23 protein-coding genes and 1 pseudogene are annotated in these 24,958 nt (G+C 65.4%); 6 read left to right on the forward strand and 18 right to left on the reverse strand.

What is annotated here, in order from left to right:
- The first annotated feature begins 13 nt into the window (after positions 1–13).
- The gene (locus OU994_RS26500; RefSeq protein WP_281608351.1) at positions 14–682 is read left to right on the forward strand and encodes a transposase; all 669 of its coding nucleotides are present in this window, start codon (positions 14–16) and stop codon (positions 680–682) included.
- 117 nt (positions 683–799) lie between these two features.
- Here the strand turns inward: OU994_RS26500 and flgL are convergent, their stop codons facing one another.
- The 11 genes from flgL to flgB form a co-directional block, all read right to left on the reverse strand.
- Entirely contained in the window at positions 800–2,038 is a 1,239-nt protein-coding gene (gene flgL, locus OU994_RS26505) for a flagellar hook-associated protein FlgL (protein WP_281608352.1), read from the reverse strand.
- Between the two features lie 14 nt (positions 2,039–2,052).
- Positions 2,053–3,933, reverse strand: a complete 1,881-nt coding sequence (gene flgK / locus OU994_RS26510; RefSeq protein WP_281608353.1) for a flagellar hook-associated protein FlgK — start codon at positions 3,931–3,933, stop codon at positions 2,053–2,055.
- A gap of 125 nt (positions 3,934–4,058) precedes the next feature.
- Entirely contained in the window at positions 4,059–5,006 is a 948-nt protein-coding gene (gene flgJ / locus OU994_RS26515) for a flagellar assembly peptidoglycan hydrolase FlgJ (protein WP_281608354.1), read from the reverse strand.
- 11 nt (positions 5,007–5,017) lie between these two features.
- Positions 5,018–6,124, reverse strand: a complete 1,107-nt coding sequence (locus tag OU994_RS26520) for a flagellar basal body P-ring protein FlgI (RefSeq protein WP_281608355.1) — start codon at positions 6,122–6,124, stop codon at positions 5,018–5,020.
- Positions 6,125–6,138: 14 nt separating this feature from the next.
- Complete coding sequence (locus OU994_RS26525) at positions 6,139–6,801, reverse strand: flagellar basal body L-ring protein FlgH (RefSeq protein WP_281608356.1); 663 nt, start codon at positions 6,799–6,801, stop codon at positions 6,139–6,141.
- A gap of 107 nt (positions 6,802–6,908) precedes the next feature.
- Positions 6,909–7,691, reverse strand: a complete 783-nt coding sequence (flgG, locus tag OU994_RS26530) for a flagellar basal-body rod protein FlgG (RefSeq protein WP_131144327.1) — start codon at positions 7,689–7,691, stop codon at positions 6,909–6,911.
- Positions 7,692–7,750: 59 nt separating this feature from the next.
- Complete coding sequence (gene flgF / locus OU994_RS26535; RefSeq protein ID WP_281608357.1) at positions 7,751–8,497, reverse strand: flagellar basal-body rod protein FlgF; 747 nt, start codon at positions 8,495–8,497, stop codon at positions 7,751–7,753.
- 347 nt (positions 8,498–8,844) lie between these two features.
- Positions 8,845–10,377 carry a flagellar hook protein FlgE gene (locus OU994_RS26540; RefSeq protein WP_281608358.1) on the reverse strand — a complete coding sequence of 511 codons (1,533 nt, stop codon included), beginning with the start codon at positions 10,375–10,377 and terminating at the stop codon, positions 8,845–8,847.
- Between the two features lie 75 nt (positions 10,378–10,452).
- Positions 10,453–11,136, reverse strand: a complete 684-nt coding sequence (locus OU994_RS26545; protein ID WP_281608359.1) for a flagellar hook assembly protein FlgD — start codon at positions 11,134–11,136, stop codon at positions 10,453–10,455.
- Between the two features lie 14 nt (positions 11,137–11,150).
- A complete protein-coding gene (gene flgC / locus OU994_RS26550) occupies positions 11,151–11,555 on the reverse strand; it encodes a flagellar basal body rod protein FlgC (RefSeq protein ID WP_281608360.1) in 405 nt (134 codons plus the stop codon).
- 24 nt (positions 11,556–11,579) lie between these two features.
- Positions 11,580–11,996, reverse strand: coding sequence for a flagellar basal body rod protein FlgB (flgB, locus tag OU994_RS26555; protein WP_281608361.1), 417 nt, complete (start codon positions 11,994–11,996; stop codon positions 11,580–11,582).
- Positions 11,997–12,145: 149 nt separating this feature from the next.
- Between flgB and flgA the strand changes: the two genes are divergently transcribed.
- From flgA to OU994_RS26570, 3 genes are all read left to right on the forward strand, one after another.
- Positions 12,146–12,835 carry a flagellar basal body P-ring formation chaperone FlgA gene (flgA, locus tag OU994_RS26560; protein WP_281608362.1) on the forward strand — a complete coding sequence of 230 codons (690 nt, stop codon included), beginning with the start codon at positions 12,146–12,148 and terminating at the stop codon, positions 12,833–12,835.
- A gap of 107 nt (positions 12,836–12,942) precedes the next feature.
- Positions 12,943–13,248, forward strand: coding sequence for a flagellar biosynthesis anti-sigma factor FlgM (gene flgM / locus OU994_RS26565; RefSeq protein ID WP_281608363.1), 306 nt, complete (start codon positions 12,943–12,945; stop codon positions 13,246–13,248).
- A gap of 19 nt (positions 13,249–13,267) precedes the next feature.
- Positions 13,268–13,735 carry a flagella synthesis protein FlgN gene (locus OU994_RS26570; RefSeq protein ID WP_281608364.1) on the forward strand — a complete coding sequence of 156 codons (468 nt, stop codon included), beginning with the start codon at positions 13,268–13,270 and terminating at the stop codon, positions 13,733–13,735.
- A gap of 96 nt (positions 13,736–13,831) precedes the next feature.
- On the opposite strand, the gene motD is transcribed toward OU994_RS26570, so the two are convergent.
- The 7 genes and pseudogenes from motD to flhB form a co-directional block, all read right to left on the reverse strand.
- The gene (gene motD, locus OU994_RS26575; protein WP_281608365.1) at positions 13,832–14,626 is read right to left on the reverse strand and encodes a flagellar motor protein MotD; all 795 of its coding nucleotides are present in this window, start codon (positions 14,624–14,626) and stop codon (positions 13,832–13,834) included.
- 13 nt (positions 14,627–14,639) lie between these two features.
- Positions 14,640–15,386 carry a flagellar motor protein gene (locus OU994_RS26580; RefSeq protein ID WP_131144317.1) on the reverse strand — a complete coding sequence of 249 codons (747 nt, stop codon included), beginning with the start codon at positions 15,384–15,386 and terminating at the stop codon, positions 14,640–14,642.
- Positions 15,368–16,099 carry an RNA polymerase sigma factor FliA gene (locus tag OU994_RS26585; protein WP_131144316.1) on the reverse strand — a complete coding sequence of 244 codons (732 nt, stop codon included), beginning with the start codon at positions 16,097–16,099 and terminating at the stop codon, positions 15,368–15,370. The genes OU994_RS26580 and OU994_RS26585 overlap by 19 nt, the downstream gene beginning before the upstream one ends.
- Positions 16,100–16,115: 16 nt before the next feature.
- Positions 16,116–16,994, reverse strand: a complete 879-nt coding sequence (locus OU994_RS26590) for an antiactivator of flagellar biosynthesis FleN protein (RefSeq protein WP_281608366.1) — start codon at positions 16,992–16,994, stop codon at positions 16,116–16,118.
- Positions 16,995–17,071: 77 nt separating this feature from the next.
- Positions 17,072–18,535, reverse strand: a complete 1,464-nt coding sequence (gene flhF / locus OU994_RS26595) for a flagellar biosynthesis protein FlhF (protein ID WP_281608367.1) — start codon at positions 18,533–18,535, stop codon at positions 17,072–17,074.
- 419 nt (positions 18,536–18,954) lie between these two features.
- A pseudogene (gene flhA / locus OU994_RS26600) lies at positions 18,955–21,113 on the reverse strand (flagellar biosynthesis protein FlhA).
- 33 nt (positions 21,114–21,146) lie between these two features.
- Positions 21,147–22,292 (reverse strand): flagellar biosynthesis protein FlhB, encoded by a 1,146-nt coding sequence (gene flhB, locus OU994_RS26605; RefSeq protein ID WP_281608368.1) that lies wholly within the window; start codon positions 22,290–22,292, stop codon positions 21,147–21,149.
- Between the two features lie 632 nt (positions 22,293–22,924).
- Here flhB and OU994_RS26610 point away from each other — a divergent pair.
- A complete protein-coding gene (locus OU994_RS26610; protein ID WP_281608369.1) occupies positions 22,925–23,545 on the forward strand; it encodes a hypothetical protein in 621 nt (206 codons plus the stop codon).
- On the forward strand, positions 23,482–24,942 hold the full coding sequence (locus OU994_RS26615) for a glycosyltransferase family 2 protein (protein ID WP_281608370.1): 1,461 nt from the start codon (positions 23,482–23,484) through the stop codon (positions 24,940–24,942). Before OU994_RS26610 ends, OU994_RS26615 begins: the two co-directional genes overlap by 64 nt.
- The last annotated feature ends 16 nt before the right edge of the window (positions 24,943–24,958 follow it).

Consider the following 24,958-nt stretch of genomic DNA (forward strand, 5'->3'; position numbering starts at 1 on the left):
ATTGGAGGTGACCATGCCCCGTCGCGCCCGACTCGTTTTGCCCGGAGTTCCGCTTCATATCGTTCAACGCGGCCATAACCGGCAGCCATGCTTCCACAGCTTCTCCGACTATCTGGTGTACCTGGACAAAATGCGCGTGCACGCAACTACCGCCGGCTGTGCAATCCATGCCTATGTATTGATGACCAATCACGTGCACATCCTGACTTCGTTCGACGACGTGTCCGGACCGTCGAGGCTGATGTGCAAGCTGAGCCAGCAGTACAGCTCGTATCTCAACAAACGCCTGGGGAAAAGCGGCTCCACATGGGAGGGCCGCTACTGGTCGTGCCTGGTGCCGACGGAACGGTATCTGTTCATATGCCAGCGGTACATCGAACTCAATCCAGTCCGTGCCGGCCTGGTGGTCCGGCAAGACCAGTATCGATGGTCGAGTTATCGGGAAAATGCCGGGCTCGGCGACACCCACTCACTCCTGAGCCCGCATGAGCTGTATGGACGACTGGGCACCAGCGAAGGGCAACGCAAGGAAAGCTATCGAAAGCTGTTCGCAACAGATCTCACGGAAGCAGAACTCACGCAAATTCGTAGCGGCTTGCAGGACGAACTGCCTCTTGAGCACACGGCCGGACGGCCGGGCCGCCCGAAGAAAGAAAAAAAACCGGTGACAGGCTCCGATTAAGGAAACCTTTCAAACATAATCGGAGCCTGTCACCGGTTTCGTCACCGGTTTCGGAAAATAATCGGAGCCTGTCCCCGGTTTCGAAAACAATCGGAGCCTGTCCCCGGTTTTTGGCGGTCAGATGTAGTTGAACAACGACAGCTGCGTGGCGGCGCGGAAGGTTTGCTGGGCGGCGGTCAGGCTGGTGGTTTGCTGCTGGAACAGCGAGACGGCTTCGATCTGGCCGCGTGCGGTCAGGCCGACCAGGTTGGTGATCTGGTCGATGTACTGGATGTCCATGGCCGAGCCGGAGTTGTCCAGCGAGTCCAGTTCGTTCTGGCGGGCGCCGACCGATGCGAGCACGGACAGCACATTGTCCTGCGCGTTCTGCAGGTTCTGGTTGGCCGTGCTCAGCGCGTTCGTCAGCTGGGCTCCGGCGGTCGGGCCCGTGCCGGCATTGCGCAGGGCCGTGATCACGTCGCGGATCGTTGTGAAGACGGACTGGTTCTCGCTGGGCTCGACGGTGAAGATGTCGCCATCGGCCGGCGCGCCGGCGATATCGAAGGTGATGCCGTCGAACGTGATCGGCTCGCCCGCCTTGAAGTCGGTGGCCGGCACGGCTTCGGTGCCGTCCGTGGTATTGGTGACGGAGTACTGCACCAGCCCGGTCGTGGCATCCTTGGTGAAATTGATCGAGTAGTTGGCACCGGTCAGCGCGCTGGCGTCAATCACGCTGCCCGGCGAGATGATGCCGGTGCCGCCGCGCGCCGCGTTACCCGGGTCGGCCTGGGTCAGGAAGGTGCCGTTGCCCGTGATGTTCTGCTCGAAGATCTGGCTGCCGGAGGCGCTGATCGCCATTTGCCGGCCCGAGCCTACTTGCAGCTCGCGCTGGCCCTGGTCGCCGAAATACGTGGCGCCGGTGGACGTCAATGCGAAGGGCTGCGTATTCGTCTTGAAGCCGGAGAACAGGTAGCCGCCGGTGCCGTCCGCCGTGTTGGCCTGGCCCAGCAGGTCGTTCAGCTGCCCTTCCAGTGCCGTGGCGATCGCGTCGCGGTCCGACTGGCCCTGACCAGGATTACCGGCGCGCACGACTTCAGCCAGTGCCCCTTCCAGGATATCGCTCACCGTCTGCATCGCCGTGTCGACCTGCGTCAGCGAAGCGTTGGCGTTCTGCCGGTTCAGTTCATATTGGTCGTTGAGCTGCTGCGCCTGGGTCACTTCCAGCGCGCGCGCCGATGCCACCGGATCGTCCGCCGGCGTCAGCACGCGGCGGTCGGTGGACAGCTGCATCTGCGTGCGCAGCATATTGCCCTGCAAGTTCGCCAATTGCGATACGTTGCGGTCATACATCGTCTGGGTACTGATACGGATAGCCATGATCAACCTCGAAATTACTGTCCGATCGACAGCAGGGTGTCGAACAACGTGCCGGCCACCTGCATGACCTTGCCGGCGGCCTGGTAAGCCTGCTGGTAGCGCAGCAGGTTGGCCGCTTCCTCGTCCAGGTTGACCCCGGATACGCTCTGCTGCGCCGCGATCGCCTGGTCGACGGTGGTGTCGGCGGCGGCGCTGCCCACCTGCAGTTCACGCGTCTTGTTGCCGACGAAATTGACGGTGGCGGCATACGCCCCCTGGAACGTCGACGTGCCATTGTTCAGGATGTTCGACGTCTGCAGGCCGGCCAGCAGCACGCCGTTGCGGGCATCGCCGACACCGCTCGTGTTCGGCCCGACGATGAAGGTGTCGCCCTCGGCCGGCGTGCCGGAAATGGAAAACGAGATGCCGCCGAAGCTGAGGGTGGTGCCCTCTTCATAGGGCACCGTGCTGCCATCCGGGAAGCCGGTGATCTCGCCGCCCGTGAACGTCAGCGTTACCGGTGCCGCCAGCTGGTTGCCGATATAGTCTTCGTTGACCACGCCGGGGCTGATGGTGCCGTTGCCGGAGTTGGTGGTCGGCACGGACGTGGTCACCGGTGCCGCCAGCGCGATCTTGCGGTAGTCGGTGATCGCCACGTCGAAGTTGGCGGCGGCCGTGTACGTGGGGCGCACCTGCACCCGGTCGCCCGCCTGCGGGTCGCCCGTCAGCGTGTACGTCACGCCATCGATGGGCACGGACAGGTCGGTGAACACCTGGCCATCGGAGCGCGTGATCGAGTAGGCGGGCGGATCGCCGTCGAAGTTGAGCTCGTAGTCGAGGCCGGTCAGCGCCCTGGCATCGGTGATCGTCGCATCCACTTCCAGCGTGCTCAGCGGCGAGTTGCCCGCATCGTAGCCGACATAGCCCTTCAGGGGCGTGAAGAAGTCGCCGCCCAGGTCGCCGTTCAGGTCCTGGCCCAGCCGGTGCTGTTCATTGAACGCCTGCGTCAGGCCGGCGGCCACCTGGCCGATCTGGTTCTGCACGCGGTCCAGCGACTCGCGGCGGAAGTCCATCAAGCCGCCCAGCGCCCCGCCGGCAAAAGTGTCGTCGCCGATGATCGTGCTGCGGCCGGTCGACGGGTAGGACACCACGAGCCGGCCGGGATCGGTCGGCGACAGCACGGCACGCATTTCCAGGTGGCTGGTGCCCACCACCAGCGGCTGGCCGGAGCCGAACGTGATGTTCAGCATGTTGTTGTCCGATGGCAGCACGGTGACCTTGACCTGCTGGTTCAGTTCGCGCACCAGCTGGTCGCGCTGGTCCAGCAAGTCGTTCGGCGGGTTCAGCGGATCGGTCGTCAGCGTGGCGATCTGGTTGTTCAGGTTGGCGATCTGCGCGGCGTACGAATTGATGCCGTTGACCGTGTTCGTGATGTCGGTATTGACGCCCTCCTGCAACTCCTGCAGCCGGCCGGACACTTCATGGAAGCGCGCCGCCAGTGTCTCAGCCGAAGACAGCATCGACGTGCGCGACGATTGCAGGGAAGGATTGGAATTGGCCGTCTGGACGCCGCGGAAAAAATCCTGCAACGCCGGCGACAGCCCGATCGACGCGTCGGACAGCATGTTGTCGATCTGGGTCATCTGGGTCAGGTACGCGTCGACCGAGCCCTGTGTCGCCTGCGCGTTCATTACCTGCTTGTTCAGGAAATCGTCGTAGTAACGCTTGATCTGCGCAACCTGCGTACCCTGGCCAACATACCCCACACCCTGGTTCAGCGGCGGCAGCGTCGACTGCACGATGCCCTGGCGCGAATAGCCCGGGACGCTCGAGTTGGTGATGTTGTGGCCGGTGGTGGCGATGCCGGTCTGCGCCGCCAGCAAGCCGGTCCTGCCGATGCTGAGTAGATTGCTCATGCTGTGACTCTTTCCAGTTATGCCCAGTTTACGACAAAAGCCGGCGGAACTTGAGTTGCCGCAAAGCTAACGTGCAGGATTCGTACATCAAGCCCATGCATTACGCCCATGCATTACGCGGGCGCTCACACCAGGGTCTTGTTGATGACGGCGGCCAGTTTCGTCGCGTAATTGGGGTCGGTCGCATAACCGGCCTTTTGCAGGTTGCGGGCGAACGCGGCCGCATCGCCGGCGCTGGCCAGCACTTTTTCATAGCGCGGGTTGTCCGTGATGAGCCTTGCATAATCCTTGAAGCTGTCGGCATAGCTGTCGTAGGCGCGGAAGCGCTCGATCTTGCGCTGCGCCCGGCCGTTGACGTACTCGGTGGTGGCCACGTCCACCGTCTTGCCCTTCCAGTCGCTGCCGGCCTTGATGCCGAACAGGTTGTGGCTGCTGGCACCGTTGGCTCCCTTGATCTCCCGCTTGCCCCAGCCGCTCTCCAGGGCGGCCTGGCCCAGCATGAACTTGGCCGGGATGCCGGTGGCGCGGCTGGCTTCCTCGGCATGGCCGGCCAGCTTGTCGGCAAAGGCGCGTACATGCGCATGACGGGACTTGCTGGGCGCCACGGAAGTGGTCGCCGTATCCAGTTTATTCCCGCCGGCCGCATCGATCGAGCGCTGCAGTTTCGCCGCGTCCAGCATCGATTTCGTGAAGCCCCCTTCGGGAATGGCGGAATCGCCAGCATTTTCCATGCCGCTCAAGCCGGCGGTCTTCGACAATTGCCGCATCAGCACGTCGGCCAGCCCGACACCCTTCTTGGCGATATTCTGGCTGGTCTGCTGGTCCAGCATGGTGGTGAACATCTTGGACTGCGAGTTGTCCAGCAAGCCTTCCTGCGGCGTGGCGTCGCGCATGCTCTTCAACATCATGTTGACGAACATGGCTTCGAACTGCGTGGCCGCCCCTTTCAATGCCTCGGGCGAGCCCGCTTTCGCGCCCTGGCGCAGTTCCGACAGGCCCTTTGAGTCGAGCGCAAATTTGGACGAAAGGTCGGTAGCGGACAGGTCGGCCGGCGTGCTGGTCTGGCGAATCATGGGGCCTCCGGTCAGATGATCTCAAGTTCGGCGCGCAGCGCGCCGGATGCCTTCATGGCCTGCAGGATCGCCAGCAGGTCCTGGGGCGAAGCGCCGATCGCGTTCAGCGCCTTCACCACGTCGGCCAGCTGGGCGCCGGCCTGCAGCTGCAGCACCTTGCCCGGCGCCTGCTGGATGTCGACGGCACCCGGCTGCGTGACGGCGGTCTGCCCGCCGGACAGCGGCCCCGGCTGGCTCACCTGCGTATCGGGCGATACCGACACCTGCAGGTTGCCGTGCGAGATGGCGCAAGCCTGCAGCGTGACCGCCTGGTTCATCACCACCGAACCGGTGCGGGCATTCATGATCACCTTGGCCGCCAGCGTGGCCGGCTGTACATCCAGCTCTTCCAGCTGGCCGATGAAGGCCACGCGCTGGTCGGAGGCGGCCGGCGACGTCACGCGGATCACCCGGCCATCCAGCGCATATGCCACGCCGGCGCCGAAGCGGTTGTTGATGGCGGTGACGACGCGGCTGGTGGTGGCGAAATCGGCATTCTTCAGTTCCAGGCGGATCTGCCCGCCTTCGCCCAGCGCCGTCGGCACGGCACGCTCGACGGTGGCGCCATTGCTGATGCGCCCCACCGACAGGTGGTTGACGACGGTCGCGGCACCGCCGCCCGGCGCCTGGGCGCCCACGCCGCCCACCACCAGGTTGCCCTGTGCCATGCCGTACACCTGGCCATCGGCGCCTTTCAGCGGCGTCATCAGCAAGGTGCCGCCGCGCAGGCTGCGCGCATTGCCCAGCGACGAAACGGTCACGTCGAGCTGCTGGCCCGGCTGCGCGAAGGCCGGCAGCGAGGTCGTCACCATCACGGCGGCCACGTTGCGCAGCTGCAGCTGCGAGCCGGACGGCAGCGTCACGCCCAGTTGCTGCAGCATCGATGCCACGCTCTGCACCGTGAACGGGGTTTGCGTGGTCTGGTCGCCGCTGCCATCGAGGCCGACGACGAGGCCGTAGCCCATCAGCTGGTTTTCCCGGACGCCGGCCACGCTGGCCAGGTCTTTCAGGCGCTCGGCCTGGACGCCCGGGGCCAGAAGGGACAAGCCAAGCACCAGCGATGTGATCAGGTTTTTCATATCAGTCGGTCATGTCAGAACGGCAGCAGGCTCAAGAAGAACCGCGACGCCATCGATGTCAGCTCGGCGCGGTCCAGGTGGGTGTTGGTGCGGTACTCGACACGCGCATCGGCGATCGCCGTGGACGACACCGAATTGCCGGCGCCGATGGTGTCCGGGTTCACGGTGCCGGAAATGCGGATGAACTCGGTACCCTTGTCCATCGCGACCTGCTTCTCGCCGGCCACCACCAGGTTCCCGTTCGGCAGCACCTCGACCACCGTCACGCCCAGCGTGCCGGTAAACGCATTGCTGGCCGATTGCGCGGCCGAGTCGGCGTAGTTGTTGTCCGTCTCGGTGGCGACGCGCGCGCCGAGCCGGCCCTGCAGCGGGCCCGGAATGCCGATGCCCACGCCGCCGGTGCGGGTCGCCGAGCTGGTGCCGTTCTTGTTGGCGGTGGTGCGCTCGGTGATGATGACGTTGATGATGTCGCCCACCATGCGGCCGCGGCGGTCTTCGAACACGGGCCGGAAGGTCTGCGCCTGGTAGATCGCGCCATTGGCCGGCAGGGTCACCGGCGGGGTCGGGATCGGCCGCGCGGAGGTGGGACCGGCCACGATCGAGGTCGGTTCGCTGGCGCAGCCCGCCAGCAGGGTGGCAACGGCGGCAATGACGATGGCGGAGACGGAGCACTTCATGATGGATCCCTCGAGCTGCACTGGAACTGAACCAGGGCTGAACTTGCGCTGAACGGCGCTGAACAAAAACTGCACTAAAGCTGGACCGAAGCCGGCCCGGGGCCGGCTTAGAGTTGCGACAGGCGCTGCAGCATCTGGTCGGAGGTGGTGATGGCCTTCGAGTTGATCTCGTACGCGCGCTGCGTCTGGATCATGTTGACCATTTCCTCGACCACGTTGACGTTCGACACTTCCACGTAGCCCTGCAGGATCTGTCCGATGCCGTTGGTGCCCGGCGCGTTGGCTTGCGGCGCGCCGGAGGCGCCGGTTTCCAGGTACAGGTTCTCGCCGATCGATTCCAGCCCCGTGGGGTTGATGAACGATGCCAGCTGCAGGTTGCCGATCTGCTGGGCGGCGGCCTGGCCGGGCAGCTGCACGGTCACCGTGCCATCCTTGGCCACGTTGATTTCATCGGCGTCGATGGGGATCGTGATGGGCGGCTGCAGCGCGTAGCCACTGGAAGTGACCATCTGGCCGTTGGAATCGCGCTGGAACGAACCGTCGCGCGTGTAGCCGGTGGTCCCGTCGGGCAGCAGCACGGTGAAGAAGCCGTTCCCGTTGATCATCAGGTCCTTGTCGTTGCCGGTGGCCTGGGGATTGCCCTGCGTATGGATGCGCTCGATCGCCACGGGGCGCACACCGGTACCCTGTTGCAGGCCGGAGGGCAGCTGGGTTTGCTGCGACGAACTGGCGCCGGGCTGGCGCACGTTCTGGTACAGCAAGTCTTCAAAGACCGCGCGCGATTTCTTGAAGCCGTTGGTGCTGACGTTGGCGAGGTTGTTCGCCACCGTATCCATCTGCGTCTGTTGCGCTTCCATGCCGGTCTTGGCAATCCAGAGCGAACGTATCATGTGCTTTCTCCCTGCCCCGCGGGGCTTTCATCCACGAAAGCATTATGCGACGGCGGGGATCAGTTCAAAGCCAGGATCTGGGCGGCTTTCGCGGCGTTATTCTCGGCGTTCTTCAGGAGGCTCATTTGCGTCTCGAACGACCGGGCCAGCGTGATCATGTTGACCATCGCATCGACCGGGTTCACGTTGCTCAGCTCCAGGCAGCCATCGGCCACGCGCACCGCCGGGTCGGCGGCGGCAGGTTCGCCGGACTGCTGGCGGAACAGGCCATCGTCGCCGCGCACCAGGCCGGCCACGTCGGGATTGACCAGCTTCAGCCGGCCGATGATGTTGGTGGGCCCGGCCTGCACCTGGCTGGCATCGATGCCGCTGACGGTGCCATCGGCGGAGATCGAGATTTCCGTGTTCGGCGGCACCGCGATCGGACCGCCGCCCTCGCTCTGCAGCGTCAGGCCGCCGGAAGTTTGCAGCAGGCCGTTTTCACTGACCTTGAAGCTGCCATTGCGGGTGTACGCTTCGGAGCCGTCGGGCGACTGCACCGCGAACCAGCCTTCGCCGCGGATCGCCACGTCCATCGGCCGGCCGGTGGTTTCCAGCGGCCCCGGGCGGAAGTCCGCGCCCACCGTGTTGTCGACCACGAAGGCCCGGGTCGGCATGCCTTCGGACACCACGGGCACGGCGCGGAAGGCGTCGATCTGGGCGCGAAAGCCCACCGTGGTGGCGTTGGCCAGGTTGTTCGACGTGGTGGCCTGCTGGTCCAGGATGTGCCTGGCGCCGGTCATTGCGGTGTAGATCAGGCGGTCCATGATGGTTCCTCTTGCTTGAACTGCGAAAAATGAAGGACGGGCCCTGATGTCGTGAAGTTAAGGACTAGCCGACACATTGAAAGCGCATGCATTCACCCCAACAGCGAAGGGCTGGGGTCAGGAAGGAGTCCTGGCATGCATGCCAGGACCGTTACGCAGGCGCGAAGCATGCTTCGCGAAACCCCTGCTTCACCCCGGCGGGGCGTAGTCGGGGTTTCAAGGAGCATCGCTCCTTGCCGACGTAGCGATACTGGCCTGCAAGCCAGTATTCCTCTCTGACCCCGGAATTTGCATTTGGGGTTTGCTAATCTAGACGGCATTAGTGACGGCCCAGCCCTGTCTCCCTATCAGCGCAGGTTGATCAGCGTCTGCAACACCGAATCCTCGGTCTTGATGGTCTGCGCATTGGCCTGGTACACGCGCTGGGCAGTGATCATGTCCACCAGCTGCTCGGTCAGGTCCACGTTCGACGATTCCACCGACGAGGCGCGCAGCTGCCCCATGCCGCCGGCATTCGGCACGCCGAGCTGCGGCACGCCGGAGCCGGCGCTCTCGGACCAGGCGTTGTTACCCAGCGGGACGAGGTTGTCGACGCTGGCGAAATCGGCCAGCACCACCTGCCCCAGCGCGCGCGACTTGCCGTTGCTGTACTGGCCCATGATGATGCCGTTCTCGTCGGCCGCGAAGCGCTGCAGGCTGCCCGACGAATAGCCATCCTGGGTGGAGTTCTTTTCGCTGGTCGCGGTGCCGTATTGCGTGCTGCCGTCGAAGGTGACGGCGATGGGGATTTCCAGGAACGAGCCGTTGTCCGGGAACACCGGCAGCACGATGTTGAACGGCAGCGTGGAACCGGCGGCCTGCATCGCGGCCGAGTCGATCAGGCCGTTCTTCGTGAAGATCAGCGTGCCTGCCCTGGTGGCCGGCACGTTGACGGCGGCGCCGAACGCGGCATCGATGGTGTCCGGCGTGTTGCTGGCCACGTTGCCGACACTGGTGGCCGGCGCGTACAGCGCGGCGATCTGGGCCAGCACGGCCTCGTTGGCGCCCGCCGCGGTGGCAAGGGCCGTGACGGTGGTACCGACGGCGTCGGCGTAGGCTACCCGCGCCGCGGTGATGGCGGCGGGGTCGCCACCGGTCACTGCCGTCGCATAGGCGGCCCGGGCATCGACGACGGCCTGGGTGGTCACGGCGGCGCGCATCACTTCCTGCGAATTGATCTGAACGCCATCGTTGGCCACGTAGACGTCCCAGGTGCTGCCGCCGGTGCGCACGTAGTACATGCCCATCGTGTGCTCGTTGCCCAGCGAATCGTAGACGGGGATCACGGTCTGCTTGTTGTACGTGCGCGGATCGCTGGCGTCGAACGGCTGCACGGTCGGCGTGGTGGAGTTCGACGACAGGTTGATCTGGAAGTTGGCCTCGGTGGTCTGCACCGGGGCCAGGTCGGCCGCGTCGATCTGCAGCGGTACCGGCGCGCCCTGCAGGATGATGCCATCCACGTTGGCCAGGTAGCCGGTCAGCGCGGCGCCCTGCGCATTCACGATGGTGCCCGTGTTATCGAGCAGGAACTGGCCGTTGCGGGTGTACTGGATCGCGCCATCCTGCACGGTGCGGAAGAAGCCGGCGCCGTTGATCGACATGTCCATCGGGTTGTTGGTGGTCTCGATATTACCTTGCGAGAATTGCTGCGCGAGGCGGGCAACCGTCACGCCGATGCCGGGATTGCGGCCGGAAATGCCGTTCAGCGAATTCGCGTACATGTCCGCGAACTGCGCTTCGGTGCTTTTGAAGCCGACCGTGCTGGCATTGGCGACGTTGTTGCCGATGACGTCGAGCTGCGTGGAGGCGGCGTTCAGGCCGCTGAGACCTTGCTGGAACATGGTGTCCTCTGAATGGAAATCTGTGTATCGGTGTTATCGGTACTGCGCTCGGGTGTTGCCAGGTTCGGGTGTTGCTCAGAGCACCTGCTTGATGTCGTCCATGGTCAGCTGCCCCATGCCCGGAACGTTCAGCTTGGCGCCGCCTGGTCCCGTCGACACACTGGCCACGGTGCCGAATGCAAGCGCCTGCGCATCGGTCAGCGCCTTGTCGCTGGTGGTCGCGGTCAGCGCCAGCGTGTAGGTGCCATCGGGTGCCGTGGTGCCGTCTTCCAGCTTGCCGTCCCATGCCAGCGGCAGCACGCCGGCCTCGACGTTGTTCATCTTCAGCGAATGCACCACCTTGCCGCTGCTGTTCTTGATGTCGAGCTGCACCGTGTCGGCATACGAGCCCAGCTCGATACCGAAGATGCCCTTGCCTTCCGCCACCTGCATGGACTTGCCGGGGGCAAGCACGCCGTGGTTGATCATGTTGACCGCCTGCGCCGACTGCGAGGCGGCCAGGTCGGTCTTCAGCGTTTCCAGCGTGTCGTTCAGCTTGTTGATGCCGGTGACCGTGTTCAGCTGGGCCAGCTGGCTGGTGACCTGGGCGTTGTCGAGCGGGTTGAGCGGATCCTGGTTCTTCAGCTGCGTGATCAGCAGCGTCATGAACTTGTCCTGCTCGGCCGAGATCTCGTTGCCGGTGCTGGCCTTCGTGTTCATCGAGTCCATCAGGGACTGCGACACGGCACTGGTGGAAGTGGGGGTGGCAATGACGGCCATGGTGATCTTTCCGGTTATTGACCGATGGTCAGGGTTTTCAGCAGCATGCTTTTCGCCGCGTTCATCGTTTCGACGTTGTTCTGGTACGAGCGCGATGCCGACAGCATGTTGACCATCTCGTCGACCACGTTCACGTTCGGCATCGTCACGTAGCCGTTGTCGTCGGCCAGCGGGCTTTTCGGGTCGTACACCTGCTTCATCGGCGACGGGTCTTCGATCACCTGCTGCACCTTGACGCCGGTGGAGGCGTTGTTGGCCGACGGGGTGGCTTCGAACACCACCTGCTTGGCGCGGTAGGCCTCGCCGGTCGCGCTGGTGGCGCTGTCGGCGTTGGCCAGGTTGCTGGCGACCACGTTCAGGCGCTGCGACTGCGCGCTCATGGCCGAACCGGAAACATTGAATATGCTGAACAGTGACATGGCGTTTCTCCTCGTTGGCCCGCTTTACTGGCCCTGGATGGCCGTCATCAGGCCCTTGATCTGGCTGTTGATGAAGGTAACCCCCGCTTCATAGCGCAGCGCGTTGTCGGCGAACTGGTTGCGTTCGACGTCCATGTCGACCGTATTTCCGTCGACGGCGCCCTGCACCACGCCCCGGTACAGCAGCGGCATGCCGTCGGCCAGCGTGCTGCCGTCCGGCGCAGGGGTGGGGAAATGGCGCGGTTTGGTGGTGTTCAGCGTGCCCGTCTGCGCAGTATTGGCCAGCGCATTCTGCAGCGCGCTGGTGAAGTCGATGTCGCGCGCCTTGTAGTTCGGCGTATCGGCATTGGCGATGTTCGATGCCAGCACGCTCTGGCGCGTCGAGCGCAGGCTCAGGGCCAGTTCGTTGAAGCGCAGGTGATTGTCGAGTTTTCCCAGCATGACGGCATCCTTCCATCGGTGACAGGTGCCATCTTACGGATGCTCCACGGCAAATGATCGGGCGATAAGCACGGACTTTGCCGCGCTGTTCGCCGCTTTCGCCGCGGCGCGCGCGCGTAAGATGGCGGCATTCACAGTACATGCCCATCATGAAACCGCCCATCTACGCCCTTGCCGCACTTCTCCTGGCCGCCGCCTCCGCGCAGGCGGCCACGGCGATGGACCCGGCCGCGCTGCGCCGCACCGTCGACGCCTTCCTGCAGGTGCAGAGCGCCGGCCTGCCGGGCAAGGTCACGGTCACGGTCGGCAATATCGATACGCGCATGACGCTGGCCGACTGCCCCGCTCCGGAAGCCTTCCTGATGCCCGGCAGTAAGGCATGGGGCAAGACCACGGTGGGCGTCCGCTGTGCGGCTCCGTCCCGGTGGACGGTGTATATTCAGGCGAACGTGTCTGTGCTGGGCAACTACATCGCCGCGGCCACGCCGCTGCCGCAGGGCCAGGCCATCACGGAAACGCAACTGGTGACGATGCAGGGCGACCTGACCACGCTGCCGGCCAGCATCGCGACCGACAAGGCGCAGGTGGTGGGCCGCAGCAGCAATGTTTCTATTTCGGCAGGCACGCCGCTGCGCCTGGATACGCTGCGCAGCCAGCCGGTCGTACTGAATGGACAGATGGTCAGGCTGGTCACCGCGGGCAGCGGCTTCCGCATCACGGCCGAGGGCAAGGCCATCGCCAATGCGGCGGAAGGCCAGGTGGTGCAGGTGCGCACGCAGGGTGGCCGCAGCGTCAGCGGCATCGCCCGGGCGGGCGGCCAGGTCGAGGTTGCGTTCTGAAAAGATATTCGGTTCATGCCGCTAAAGTTTGCAGTGGCGTGGCCGTTAAGGAACTCGTACATGGAGTAAAAATCGCGAAGTAAGCTCCCAACAACGAGGAAGATGCTGTGAAAATCAACGATTCAGTGAAAAATGCGGGTTTGCCGGCGACCAATGCGTCGACCACGAGCAATGCCCGCAACGCCGAGAAAACGGCAGCCGCCACTTCCACGCAAACGAATTCGGAAAACGTCAAGCTGTCGGCCCAGGGCCAGGCCATGGCGACCAGCAGCAACAGCGCCGTGTTCGACACGAAGAAAGTGGAACGTATCAAGCTGGCCATCGCCGATGGCCAGTTCCAGGTCAATTCTGAAAAAGTGGCGGACGGGCTGCTGGACACGGTCAAGGACCTCCTGCATTCCCGCCAACGCTGACACCTATTGAGGTCATCCCATGCATGACGGCGCCCCGATATCGATGCTGCGCGAAGAGCAGCAGCTGATCACCGAACTGCTGCAGATCCTGAAGGACGAGCAGCAATCGCTGGTGGCCGCCGATATCGACAGGCTCGCCGCGCTGACGCCCCGCAAGTCCGAGGTGTTGATGCGCATGGGTGCCCTGGCCGCCGCGCGCCATGCCGCGCTGGGCGAAGCCGGCTTCGAAGCGCGCGAGGCGGGAATGGAAATGTGGCTGTGCACCCACGGTACGCCGGACGACAAGGCGCTGTGGAACGACGTGCTGGCGCATACCCGCGAAGCCAAGGAATTGAACCGCCTGAACGGCATGCTGATCAACAAGCAACTGTCGCACACCCAGGGTGCCCTGCAAGCCCTGCGCCCGCAGAACCCTGCCGGCAACGTCTACGGCCCGACCGGGCTCACCGCCACCACCACCACTTCGCGCGGCTTCCTGGCCGGCTGAAGTTGCGCCAAAAATGGGGACGTACCCCATTTTCCGGGCAATATTTCTTCAAAAATAGGGTCCGTCCCTATTTTTTCGTCTCGTTTTTTCGTCTTGTCATTGCGCCGGCGGTACTGCCTGCGGCGCCGGATCGGTGGGGATTTCGGTTTCCGGGTCCGGCACGGCCGACAGGATCGTCACCGCCACGCGCCGGTTCCGGGCGCGGCCGACCGGGTCGTCGTTCGCGGCCACCGGGTGGTTCGATGCGTGCCCGACCGCCGTCAGCCGCTCGGGAGCGACGCCCGATTCGATGAACAGCCGCACCACGGTGGCGGCGCGCATCGACGACAGTTCCCAGTTCGATGGATAGATGTTGCGCACCGGCTGGTCGTCGGTGTGGCCTTCGACCTGGATCGCATGGCGGTCGGTGACCAGCAGCGCGGCCACGGCGGTCAGCGCCTCGCGCGATTCGGCCGTGAGGTTCACGTCGGCCGGATCGAACAGCACGCTGGCGTTGATTTCCACCGACACGCCGCGGCTGTTCTGCGTGACCCGCACCTTGCCTTCCTTGACCAGCGGCGCCATCGTCGATTGCAGGTCCTGCGCCAGCTTGGTCATCGATGCGCGCTCCTGCCGCATCATTTCCTGGCGCTTCTTCAGGTTCGGATTCGGGATCGGCTGGTTCAGCACTTCGGTATTGGGCTTGACGTTGGCGCCCTGCCCGCCCAGCGCGTCGCCGAGCGCATCGGAAAATATCCGGTACTTGCCGATGTTGACCGACGAGATCGCATACATCACCACGAAGAATGCGAACAGCAGCGTGATGAAGTCGGAATACGAGATCAGCCAGCGCTCGTGGTTTTCCGGTTCCTCGTCGAATGGCCGGCGCGCGCGGCGGTACTGGAAGCTCATCGTGGTTTCCTGGCTAGTAGTCCTGCATCAGCGTGGCGATGCGCTCGTCCATGATGCGCGAGAAGTCGCCGCTGGCGATGTCGTGGAACACGGCGGCGGCGATTTCCTGCTGGTGCACCTGGGCGATGACGATGTTCTTGAGCTTGTTGGCGATCGGGTAGAAGAACAGGTTCGCCATCCCCACGCCGTAGATCGTGGACACGAACGCCACCGCGATGCCGGGCCCCAGGCGGGAAGGATCGGTGAGGTTTTCCATCACGTGGATCAGGCCCAGCACGGCGCCCAGGATACCGATGGTGGGCGCATAGCCGGCGGCCGATTCCCAGATGCGCACCGCCTGCCGCTCCGCCGTCTCGAACGCGGTGATCTCGGTATCGAGCAGCTGGCGCAGTTTATCGGGCTGGATGCCGTCGATCACCATGCGCAAGCCCTTGGCGAGGAACACGTTGCGCGCGCCGTTCATGTGGCGCTCCAGCGCCAGCGGGCCTTCCCGGCGGATGGTCTGGTTCCACGCCTGGATATCGCGCGCCAGCAGGATGCGGCTGTCGGCCGGCGGCCGGAACACCCACTGCAGCATGAGGATGCCGCGCCGCAGCGTGGCGGGCCGGGTCTGCAGCAGCACGGCGCCGAAGGTGCCGACCACCACGATGGCGAACGCGGCGGGCTGCACCAGCGACGACGGATCGCCGCCTTCCAGTGCCATGCCCACGATCAGGCCGGCCAGCGCCAGCAGCAGCCCCGCTACGCTGGACCAGTCCATGCCTGCTCCCGCAACGTGGCGCGCAGCCGCGACACCGCCTGGGTATGCAGCTGCGACACGCGTGATTCGGAGACGCCCATCACGGCGCCGATTTCCTTCAGGTTCAACTCTTCTTCGTAGTACAGGCCCATCAGCAGTTTTTCACGGGGCGGCAAGGCGTCGATCGCATCGATCACGGCCTGGCGGAAACCGGTGTCCATCAGCGAACGCAGCGGATCGGCTTCGTCGTCCTGGGCATAGCGGTCGAGGAAGCTGTCGCTGCCGTCCTCGTTCTTGAAGTCTTCGTAATACAGCAGCTGGTGGCCGCCGCCTTCGCCCAGCATTTCCTGGTAGGCCTCGAGCGACAGCTTCAGCGACGCGGCCACCTCGGATTCGGCCGGCGGGCGGCCCAGCTTTTGCTGCAGCACCGACATGGCGTTCTCGATCTTGCGCATGTCTTGCCGCAAGGTGCGCGGCATCCAGTCGCTGCTGCGCAATTCATCGAGCATGGCGCCGCGGATGCGCATCACCGCATAGGTTTCAAACTGGGCACCGTGCGTTTCTTCGTAGCGGTTGATCGCGTCGAGCAGGCCGATCATGCCCGCCTGTACCAGGTCATCCACTTCCACGCTGGGCGGCAATTTTGCCTTCATATGGTGGGCAAGGCGCTTCACCAGGGGCATGTGCTCCGTCAGCAGCGAATCCTTGTTCACCTTCCCTTTGACCGTGTACATAAATCTCTATTCTTGTTCAGTGCTGCATATGGTGGCCGCTCCCTGCATGATGCGACGCCAGCGTCGATAACGCCGATGGCGCTGCCAGCGACATTGACGACGATGGCGACGGCGCGGCCAGCGCAAACCGCCCCGCCAGCTGACGAAACGCGACCGAGGCACCGGCCAGCGGGAACGCATCCACCACGGCACGGCCCAGGCGCGCCGCGCGGTGCAGGTATTCATCGGCCGGCACCGAACCCATCGAGATCAGATTCACTGCCAGGTAACGGCTTGCCGCCTGTGCCATATTATCGTAAACGACCCTGGCCTCCCGCTCGGACGCACCGGTGACGACGATGCCGAACGGCCGCCGGCCCAGCTCGTGGTTGAGCCGCTTGATCATCATGTAGGCATTCGTGATCGAGGTGGCGCTGTTCGAGACCTGCACCACGATTTCCGAGCTGGCCATCACCGGCACGGGAAATGCTTCGCCGTCGAACTCGCCATCGACGAGCACGATGCCGGCCTGCGCGGCCAGCACATCGAACGCCTTGGCCCGCCGGCGCGCTTCCGGCGGGCAGTTGCGCGCGTCGGCGCGCGTCATCGACACCACGTTGAAGCCTTGCGGCACTTCATGGATGACCTGGTTCAGCGCGCATTCCTGGCGCGCCACGCTGAGCAGGCTGGCGCCATTGTCGACGCCCAGCCGCGAGGCCACCCCATGCGCGCTGGCGCAGGCGTCCACCAGCACCACGTCGTTGCCGGCACGGGCCAGCGAGGCGCCCAGGTTGACCAGCATGGCCCCTTTGTCATCCTGCGGCGTGGCCGACAGGAACGTGACGATGCGGGGCCGCGGCGGCCCGGCCAGCATGCGCCGCAGTCCTTCCGCCTGATCGAAATTGAAGTTAGCCAAGATGCACCTCGCGCATGTCGATGTGGTTCGATGCTGCATGTCCGGCGCAGTCATTCCTGGACAATTCGAAATTGAAGTCAGCCAAGGTGCACCTCGCGCATCCCATCGTTGCCGGTGGCCGCCATCAGCATCGGCAGTTCGCCATCCGTAAATTCGGAAACATCCTTCTTCAGGCGGAACGCGCGCTCGACGAGCTCGGCCGGCTGGGCCAGGTGCAGGTCTTCCGGCACGCGCTGGCCATTCGATACGTAGAACAGTTGCAGCTTCTGGCGGATCACCACATCGAGCACGTTGCCCAGCGAGGCGGCCTCGTCCAGCTTGGTGACGATGCAGCCGGCCAGGCCGCTGCCCTGGTAGGCGCGCACGACCTCGGTCAGCGTTTCCTGGGTGGACGTGGCGTTCAGGCACAGCAGCCGCTTCACGTCGACATCGGTACCCTGCAGCATGGCCACCTGCTCGGTGACCATCTGGTCGCGCTGGCTGACACCGACCGTATCGATCAGCACCGTGTGCTTGTTGCGCAGCTCTTTCAGGGCGATCCGCAAGTCGGCCTCATCCTTCACGGAATGTACCATCACGCCGAGGATCTTGCCGTAAATGCGCAACTGTTCGTGCGCGCCGATGCGGTAGGCATCGGTGGTGATCAGCGCCAGCTTTTCAGGACCATGGCGCATCACGCAGCGGGCCGCCAGCTTGGCCGTGCTGGTGGTCTTGCCGACACCGGTCGGCCCGACCAGCGCGAACACGCCGCCGCGCTCGATCAGCGCATCCTCGTTGGCGATCGCGGCGATGTTCCGCGCCAGCACGGTACGGATCCAGCGCAGCGCTTCATCGGCGCCGCGGCCCGCCGGCAGCTTCTCGAGCAGGCGGCGGGCCAGCGTGGTGGAAAAGCCGGCGGCCAGCAATTCGCGCAGCACGGCCGCCTTGTGCGGCTCGCGCTGCTGCGTGCTGCCCCACGACAGTTCGGCCAGTTGCGTCTCCATCATGCCGCGCATGGCGCGCAGCTCGCTCATCATGCCGTGCATCTCGGCGGCCGCGTTGGCCTTGGCCGAGTTGACCGCCTCGGCCACCAGTGCGGTGATGCCGGCCATGTCCAGCGCGGGCTGCGGCATCGCTTGCTGCATCGGCTGGTGCATCGGCTGCTGCATGGGTTGGTGCGCCGGTGGCGGCATCGACGGCGCGAACGGCGCGCGCGGCATCGGTGCCGGTGCCGTCGCCATGGCGGGGCGCGCGGCCATCATGGGCTCCGGCGCGGCCGGGCGGCTCATCGGCTGCATTGGCTGCATCGGCGGGCGCTGGGCCTGCGGGCGTGGCGCCGGCGCGGCGGCATAGCCGTCGTCCAGGTCCAGGTGCGGCGCGCCGGGTGGCGCGTCGTCGACCGGGCTGGCCAGCGAAGCGGCATCGTCGTTGGCCAGCGCCAGGATCTCGACCACGCCATCCATCGGGCGATTCGACAGGATCACCGCATCCGGCCCCAGCGCCTCGCGCACCTTCCGCAGCGCCTCACGCGACGTGGGCGCGGTAAATTTCTTGACGTTCATTGCTGCTCCTGTTCGCCGTGCACAGAGTTTTTCTCGATGGTGAAATTATTGACGATGCCGTGGAGTAAGCATCGGGCGAACAGGTGGGGAAAAGGGGGGTATTTCGGTGCGCGGGGCAGTGGGGGGCATAGCGGGTGGGTGTCGAACACTAATGCCGGCACGTCAAGTCCACCCCGAATGCAAACCCCGGAGTCAGAGAGGAATACTGGCTTGCAGGCCAGTATCGCTACGTCGGCAAGGAGCGATGCTCCTTGAAACCCCGACTACGCCCCGGCGGGGTGAAGCAGGGGTTTCGCGAAGCATGCTTCGCGCCTGCGTAACGGTCCTGGCATGCATGCCAGGACTCCTTCCTGACCCCAGCCTCTGCCGTTGGGGTAAGTAAGCGATATCAGACCAGTCCTTCTAAGCCATCAGCGGCTTCAGGTATTCCCCACCAGCGCCGTCACCCGGATCGTCTTCGATTCCGGGATTTCGGCATGCGACAGCACCTTCAGCTGGGGCAGCGCGCGCCGCAGGAAGCGCGACAGCAGCGGCCGCAGCGGGCCGGGCACGAGCAGCACGGGATTGACGCCCAGCGCTTCCTGCTGCGCGGCGGCCTGCGCGGCCTGGTGGGCGATCGTGTCCGCCAGGCCGGGCTCGATGCCGGCGCCATCGGCGCCGCCCTGGGCCAGCGCCTGCATCAGCAAGCGTTCCAGGCGGTTATCGAGCGTCATCACGGACAGTTCGCCATTGCCCGGGAACAGCTGCTGCACGATGGCACGGCCCAGCGCGATCCGCACCAGGGCGGTCAGTTCGTTCGGGTCCTGCGTATGCGCGGTGTGTTCGGCCAGCGCTTCGATGATGGAACGCATGTCGCGGATGTGCACGCCCTCGGACAGCAGGTTCTGCAGCACCTTCTGGAGAGCCGACAGCGAAATCGTCTTCGGCACCAGGTCTTCGGTCAGCTTCGGCGCTTCCTTGCCCAGGTGATCGAGCAGGGCCTGCACTTCGCCGCGGCCCAGCAGTTCGGAAGCGTGCGACGTGATCAGGTGGTTCAGGTGCGTGGCGACCACGGTGCCGGCATCGACCACCGTGTAACCCATGCCCTGCGCCTGGTCGCGCAGGCTGGCGTCGATCCACACGGCGGGCAGGCCGAAGGCGGGATCGGTGGTCGCCAGGCCCGGCAGCGCGCCGCTCGCCATGCCCGGGTTGATCGCCAGGTACTGGCCGTTGAAGGCTTCGCCGGTGCCCACTTCCACGCCCTTGAGCGTGATGCGGTAGGCGGACGGCTTCAGTTCCAGGTTGTCGCGGATGTGCACCGGCGGCGCCAGGAAGCCCACTTCCTGGGCGAACTTCTTGCGGATACCCTTGATACGCTTGAGCAGCTCGCCGCTCTGCGCCTTGTCCACCAGCGGAATCAGGCGGTAGCCCACCTCCAGCCCGAGGGTATCGACGGCCATCACGTCGCTCCAGGTGGCCTCCTCGTTCTCGGCCGCCGCGCCGCCCTGCCCGCCTGCGGCCGCGCCCCCGCCGCCGCACCGGTACCTGCCGCTGCACCACCGCCACCACCGGCCGAGCCGGCCGCTACGCCACCCGGGCCGGCTTCCTTGTCCCGCTTGGCCAGCAGGTAGCCGCCACCGGCCAGCGCGCCGCCCAGCAGCAGGAACACCAGGTTCGGCATGCCGGGAATCAGGCCCAGGCCGCCGATGATGGCGGCGGTAATGTACATGACCTGGGGCTTGGCGAACAGCTGGCCGACCAGCTGCGAGCCGATATCCTTTTCCGATGCCACGCGCGACACGACGGCACCGGCCGCCAGCGAGATGATCAGCGACGGGATCTGCGCCACCAGGCCATCGCCGATGGCCAGCAGCGTGTAGGTGCGCACCGCGTCGCCGAATGCCATGTCGTGCATGATCAGGCCCACCAGCAGCCCGCCGACGATGTTGATGACGGTGACCAGGATGCCGGCGACCGCATCGCCCCGCACATACTTCGACGCACCGTCCATCGCGCCGTAGAATTCCGCTTCCATCGACACTTCGGCGCGGCGCTGCTTGGCATCCGCCTCGCCGATCAGGCCGGCGTTCAGGTCGGCGTCGATCGCCATCTGCTTGCCGGGCATGGCATCGAGGGCGAAGCGGGCGCCCACCTCGGCGATCCGGCCGGCACCCTTGGTGACCACGACGAAGTTGATGATGGTCAGGATGATGAACACCACGATACCGACGGTGTAGTTCCCGCCGATCAGGAAGTGGCCGAACGCCTCGACCACCTTGCCGGCGGCGTCCGGCCCGGTATGGCCTTCGGTCAGCACGATACGGGTCGACGCCACGTTCAGCGCCAGGCGCAGCATGGTGGTCAGCAGCAGCACGATCGGGAAGGCCATGAAGTCGAGCGGCTTGACCGTGTACAGCGCGGTCAGCAGCACGATCACGGAAATGGCGATGTTGAAGCTGAAGAACAGGTCGAGGATGAACGCCGGCAGCGGCAGGATCATCATGGCCAGCAGCATGATGATCAGGACCGGCGCGGCCAGCGTCTGCGGCTTGCCACCAGTGATGGTGTTGGTCCAGGCGGGCATCTTGAGCGCTTGCATCGGGTTCTTCCTCGATTGTTGCAGTTTGGAGAATTACGGTTTCGGTGGCGCGGTATTCGGATCCATGTCCGCCGGCACGTCGAGCTTGGTAGGGCGGTCCGGATAGCGGCCGCCCGGCCGGTAGGCGCGCAGCTGGTACACGTAAGCCAGCACTTCGGCCACGGCGGCATACAGCCGCTGGGGAATCTCGTCGCCGATCTCGGTGTGCTTGTGCAGCGCACGGGCCAGCGCCGGCGCTTCCAGGATCGCCACCTTGTGTTCCCTGGCCAGTTCGCGGATCTTCGCGGCCACCGCGTCGGCGCCCTTCGCCACCACCTTCGGTGCGCCCTTCGAGCCGTCGGCGTATTTCAGCGCCACCGCGTAGTGGGTCGGGTTGGTGACCACCACGTCGGCGGTCGGCACATCCTGCATCATGCGGCGCCGCGCCATCTCGCGCTGCATCTGGCGGATCTTGCCCTTGATCTGCGGGTTGCCGTCCGATTCCTTCGATTCCTGGATCATTTCCTGCCGCGTCATCTTCATCTTGTTCGCGTAATGCCACATCTGGTACGGCGCGTCGATCATGGCGATGAAGCCCAGCGAGCCGACCAGGATCAGGAAGCTCATCGCCAGCATGTCGAGCATGTGGGCATAGCCCTCGTTGGCCGGCTCGGCCGGCAGGCCAAAGATGGCATCCTTGTAGCGCATCACGACCATGTAGGCCACGGCCCCGACGATGATGGTCTTGATGATGGCCTTGACCAGTTCCACCAGCGCGTTCTTCGACACCATGTTGGTGATGCCGTTGATGGGATTGAGCTTGCTGAACTTGGGCATGAAGCCCTTGGCGGTGAACAGCCAGCCGCCCACCAGCACCGGCGAGGCGATCGCCACCAGCATCACGGCCAGGCCCAGCGGCAGGAACGTGATCAGCACCTGCACCACGTCGGCCAGGATGCGGTGGCCCAGCACGTCCATGTCGAACGCCTGTTCGCGCGTCAGCCGCAGGCCCGAGGCCAGCGTGGCCGACAGCTGGCGCGCCATCGTCGAACCGAAGATGTACAGGCCGGCACCGCCCGCCATCAGCACGGTAAACGTCGCCACTTCGCGCGAGCGGGGTACGTCGCCTTCTTCACGCGCCTTCTGGAGGCGCCTCTCTGACGCGGGTTCTGTCTTCTCGGCGTCGCTGTCTTCTGCCATGTCTTCTGCCTAAACTTTGCTTAATCTTTGCCTGAGCTTGCGCCTGGTCCTGCTGCCTGATCGTGTGCCGCGGCCCCTGCTCGACTGTGCCGGGTTTCCGAGCTTGCATTGTCGGGCATGGCGCCGCCGGTCGAAGGGGCGAACAGCGGGGGTTTTGAAGGGCAATTCGCCGCCGCCGGCCAGCTGGTTGACTGCTCGACAATGGCCAGCGGGGGGCTGGTTCGGCTTGAATCTTGGCAATTAGTAGCGAATTTGCAACATCCTGCTCATCAGGCGAGGCAATCGTCCCTACCCGACAGTTGAAACTATGGCACGCTGGAGGTTCGCGGCTGGTGGCGAGACCGGACGCGAGCGCAGTTGGACACCGGTGTGCGAACACCGAATCGACCCGCATCGTGCCGGCTGCGCGAGCGGGTCGTTCCTGCCGCTGATTTTCAGGAAATCAGCGGCGACATCAGCCGCATAATGTCATCGCGACGTCAGCCAGGGAAATGAGCCTTGATGGTGCAGTGTTCGGATGTACACTCGAATGACGATTTTCAGATGATCGTTCCCGTGAATGCTTGCACCACGAGGTCGACAAAGCGCCGCGCGCCGGCCCTGGCCCTGGCCCGCCCGGATACTGCTCAGCCATGCCGCCCATGACGAGCGGCGTCGACGGCCCGGCCCTGGCCCATTCGGCTTTGGCCCATTGCCTGCCCCGCCTGCGGTCCGATGCCCTGCTGGGCCGCGCCCTGGAGGCGTTCGCCAAGGGCAACCATGCCGACGCCCTGGTGGCCGCGGAGTATGTCTGCCGGCGCATGCCTGGCAAGAGCATTCCCGCCATCCTGCGCGCGAAAGTCCTGCAGACCGCCTATCCCTTCATGGCCGCGCGCGCCTGGCACGCGGCCTGGAAGGCGGACGCCTGCAATCCCATGCTCCAGGATGCGATGCTGCAGAGCTGGCTGCAGGATGGCGGCCAGGCCGACATCGCCAGCCTGGGGCCGGCCTTCCTGCCCGCGCGCTGCCGCACTGGCCGGCATGCCAGCCTGCTGGCGCTGCTGCGCAAGGCCGGCGTTGCTCACACGGGAGCCTGCTGGCGCGAGGGCGATGCGATCGAAGGCATGGTGTTCTTCAGCGTGCCGGCGGGCGCCCCGCGCCGCGTGCCACCCTGCTGCTGTCGGATGAAACCCGGCAGTTCCAGTTCGACGTGCCCGCCGATGGCAGCCGCTTCCGGCTGGCCTGCCCCGCGCCCGGCGCTGTCTGGTCCGTGACGCTCGTGCAGCCCGACGGCAAACGGCAACTGCTGCCGGGCTCGCCGTTGGCGTTCTACGCGGCGCCGGCCATCCAGGCCCGTGCTCCGGCCGATGCCACCAAACAGCCCCGCCCCGTATCGATCGTGATTCCCGTGTACCGCGAACTGGCGCTGGTGCAGGCCTGCCTGAACAGCGTGCTGGCCAGCCTGAAGGAGAACGCCACCCCTGCCCGCGTGGTGGTGGTGGACGACGCCAGCCCCGAGCCGGCAGTGTCGGCATGGCTCGACAAGCAGGCCGCCGCCGGCCGCATCACGCTGCTGCGCAATGCCTGCAACCTGGGGTTCATCGAAACGACCAACCGTGGCATGCGCGAATTCCCCGATCACGACGTGCTGCTGCTGAATGCGGACACGCAGGTGCATGGCGACTGGATCGACCGCCTGTCGCGCGCCCTGTACGCCCAGCCCGGCATCGCCGCGGTGACGCCCTGGACCAACAACGGCGAGATCAGCAGCTTCCCCGCGATGAGCCAGGCCGCACCGGCGCCGGACCAGCGCGAACTGGCTGCGCTGGACGATGCCGCCGCCGCCACCGTCGCGGCCGATGTCGAACTGCCATCCTGCTGCGGCTTCACGATGCTGATCCGGCGCACCGTGCTGGACACCGTCGGCATGCTCGATGGCACGGCGCTGGTGCGCGGCTATGGCGAAGAAGTGGACTGGTGCATGCGCGCCCGCGCGGCCGGCTGGCGCCACCTGCACGTGCCCCGCGTGTTCGTGGCGCATGCGGGGACGGTATCGTTCCGTGCCGAGAAAACCTTGCGGGTGGCGCAGAACCGCAGCGTGGTGGAAGCGCGCTACCCCACCTACTATGCGGAGCACACGGCGTTCCGGCGCGACGATCCGCTGGCCGCGGCACGCGCGGCGCTGCGCGCGGCGCTGGCCACATCGCGTGCGGCCGGATGGCTGCGCAAGGCGGAAGGGGCGGAACCGGGTGCCGCGCTGCCGGACATCGTCGCCAGGCGGCCCTTGCCAGCGGTGCTGCCGGCGCTTCGCGCCTCCTGCCGCCGGGTCGCGGTGTGGCGGCACGACATGACCGGCAAGGGCGCGCATCGCGTGCTGGCGCTGGCCCGCGCCATCGCCAGCCGGCCACGAAACTCGCTGCGCCTGCTCGTCATCGGCGATGGCAGCGAGGCGCTGTGGCGCACCGGGGTAGTGGATCACGTGCCCTCGGGCGAAGGCGATGCGCTGCGGCTGCTCGACGACCTGCGCGTGATCCAGATCGCCGGTTGCCGCGCCGTGCTGACCGACGACCCGGCCGGGTTGCCACCGAAGATGCGTGCCGTGCTGCTCGATGAGCATTTCGATCCCGTTGCCTGGCTGGCGGCGCTGGACGCCGCACCGCAAGCCGCCTGACTGAGCAGATACGGAA

Origin of the sequence: Pseudoduganella sp. SL102, from assembly GCF_027856995.1 — a bacterium.
Classification (GTDB): Bacteria; Pseudomonadota; Gammaproteobacteria; order Burkholderiales; family Burkholderiaceae_D; genus Rugamonas; species Rugamonas albidiflava.

What these genes read in the sequence shown, in the direction of transcription:
- OU994_RS26500 (WP_281608351.1), top strand. Translation starts at nt 14, where the DNA reads ATGCCCCGTCGCGCCCGACTCGTTTTGCCCGGAGTTCCGCTTCATATC.
- flgL (WP_281608352.1), bottom strand. Translation starts at nt 2,038, where the DNA reads ATGGCTATCCGTATCAGTACCCAGACGATGTATGACCGCAACGTATCG.
- flgK (WP_281608353.1), bottom strand. Translation starts at nt 3,933, where the DNA reads ATGAGCAATCTACTCAGCATCGGCAGGACCGGCTTGCTGGCGGCGCAG.
- flgJ (WP_281608354.1), bottom strand. Translation starts at nt 5,006, where the DNA reads ATGATTCGCCAGACCAGCACGCCGGCCGACCTGTCCGCTACCGACCTT.
- OU994_RS26520 (WP_281608355.1), bottom strand. Translation starts at nt 6,124, where the DNA reads ATGAAAAACCTGATCACATCGCTGGTGCTTGGCTTGTCCCTTCTGGCC.
- OU994_RS26525 (WP_281608356.1), bottom strand. Translation starts at nt 6,801, where the DNA reads ATGAAGTGCTCCGTCTCCGCCATCGTCATTGCCGCCGTTGCCACCCTG.
- flgG (WP_131144327.1), bottom strand. Translation starts at nt 7,691, where the DNA reads ATGATACGTTCGCTCTGGATTGCCAAGACCGGCATGGAAGCGCAACAG.
- flgF (WP_281608357.1), bottom strand. Translation starts at nt 8,497, where the DNA reads ATGGACCGCCTGATCTACACCGCAATGACCGGCGCCAGGCACATCCTG.
- OU994_RS26540 (WP_281608358.1), bottom strand. Translation starts at nt 10,377, where the DNA reads ATGTTCCAGCAAGGTCTCAGCGGCCTGAACGCCGCCTCCACGCAGCTC.
- OU994_RS26545 (WP_281608359.1), bottom strand. Translation starts at nt 11,136, where the DNA reads ATGGCCGTCATTGCCACCCCCACTTCCACCAGTGCCGTGTCGCAGTCC.
- flgC (WP_281608360.1), bottom strand. Translation starts at nt 11,555, where the DNA reads ATGTCACTGTTCAGCATATTCAATGTTTCCGGTTCGGCCATGAGCGCG.
- flgB (WP_281608361.1), bottom strand. Translation starts at nt 11,996, where the DNA reads ATGCTGGGAAAACTCGACAATCACCTGCGCTTCAACGAACTGGCCCTG.
- flgA (WP_281608362.1), top strand. Translation starts at nt 12,146, where the DNA reads ATGAAACCGCCCATCTACGCCCTTGCCGCACTTCTCCTGGCCGCCGCC.
- OU994_RS26570 (WP_281608364.1), top strand. Translation starts at nt 13,268, where the DNA reads ATGCATGACGGCGCCCCGATATCGATGCTGCGCGAAGAGCAGCAGCTG.
- motD (WP_281608365.1), bottom strand. Translation starts at nt 14,626, where the DNA reads ATGAGCTTCCAGTACCGCCGCGCGCGCCGGCCATTCGACGAGGAACCG.
- OU994_RS26580 (WP_131144317.1), bottom strand. Translation starts at nt 15,386, where the DNA reads ATGGACTGGTCCAGCGTAGCGGGGCTGCTGCTGGCGCTGGCCGGCCTG.
- OU994_RS26585 (WP_131144316.1), bottom strand. Translation starts at nt 16,099, where the DNA reads ATGTACACGGTCAAAGGGAAGGTGAACAAGGATTCGCTGCTGACGGAG.
- flhF (WP_281608367.1), bottom strand. Translation starts at nt 18,535, where the DNA reads ATGAACGTCAAGAAATTTACCGCGCCCACGTCGCGTGAGGCGCTGCGG.
- flhB (WP_281608368.1), bottom strand. Translation starts at nt 22,292, where the DNA reads ATGGCAGAAGACAGCGACGCCGAGAAGACAGAACCCGCGTCAGAGAGG.
- OU994_RS26610 (WP_281608369.1), top strand. Translation starts at nt 22,925, where the DNA reads ATGCCGCCCATGACGAGCGGCGTCGACGGCCCGGCCCTGGCCCATTCG.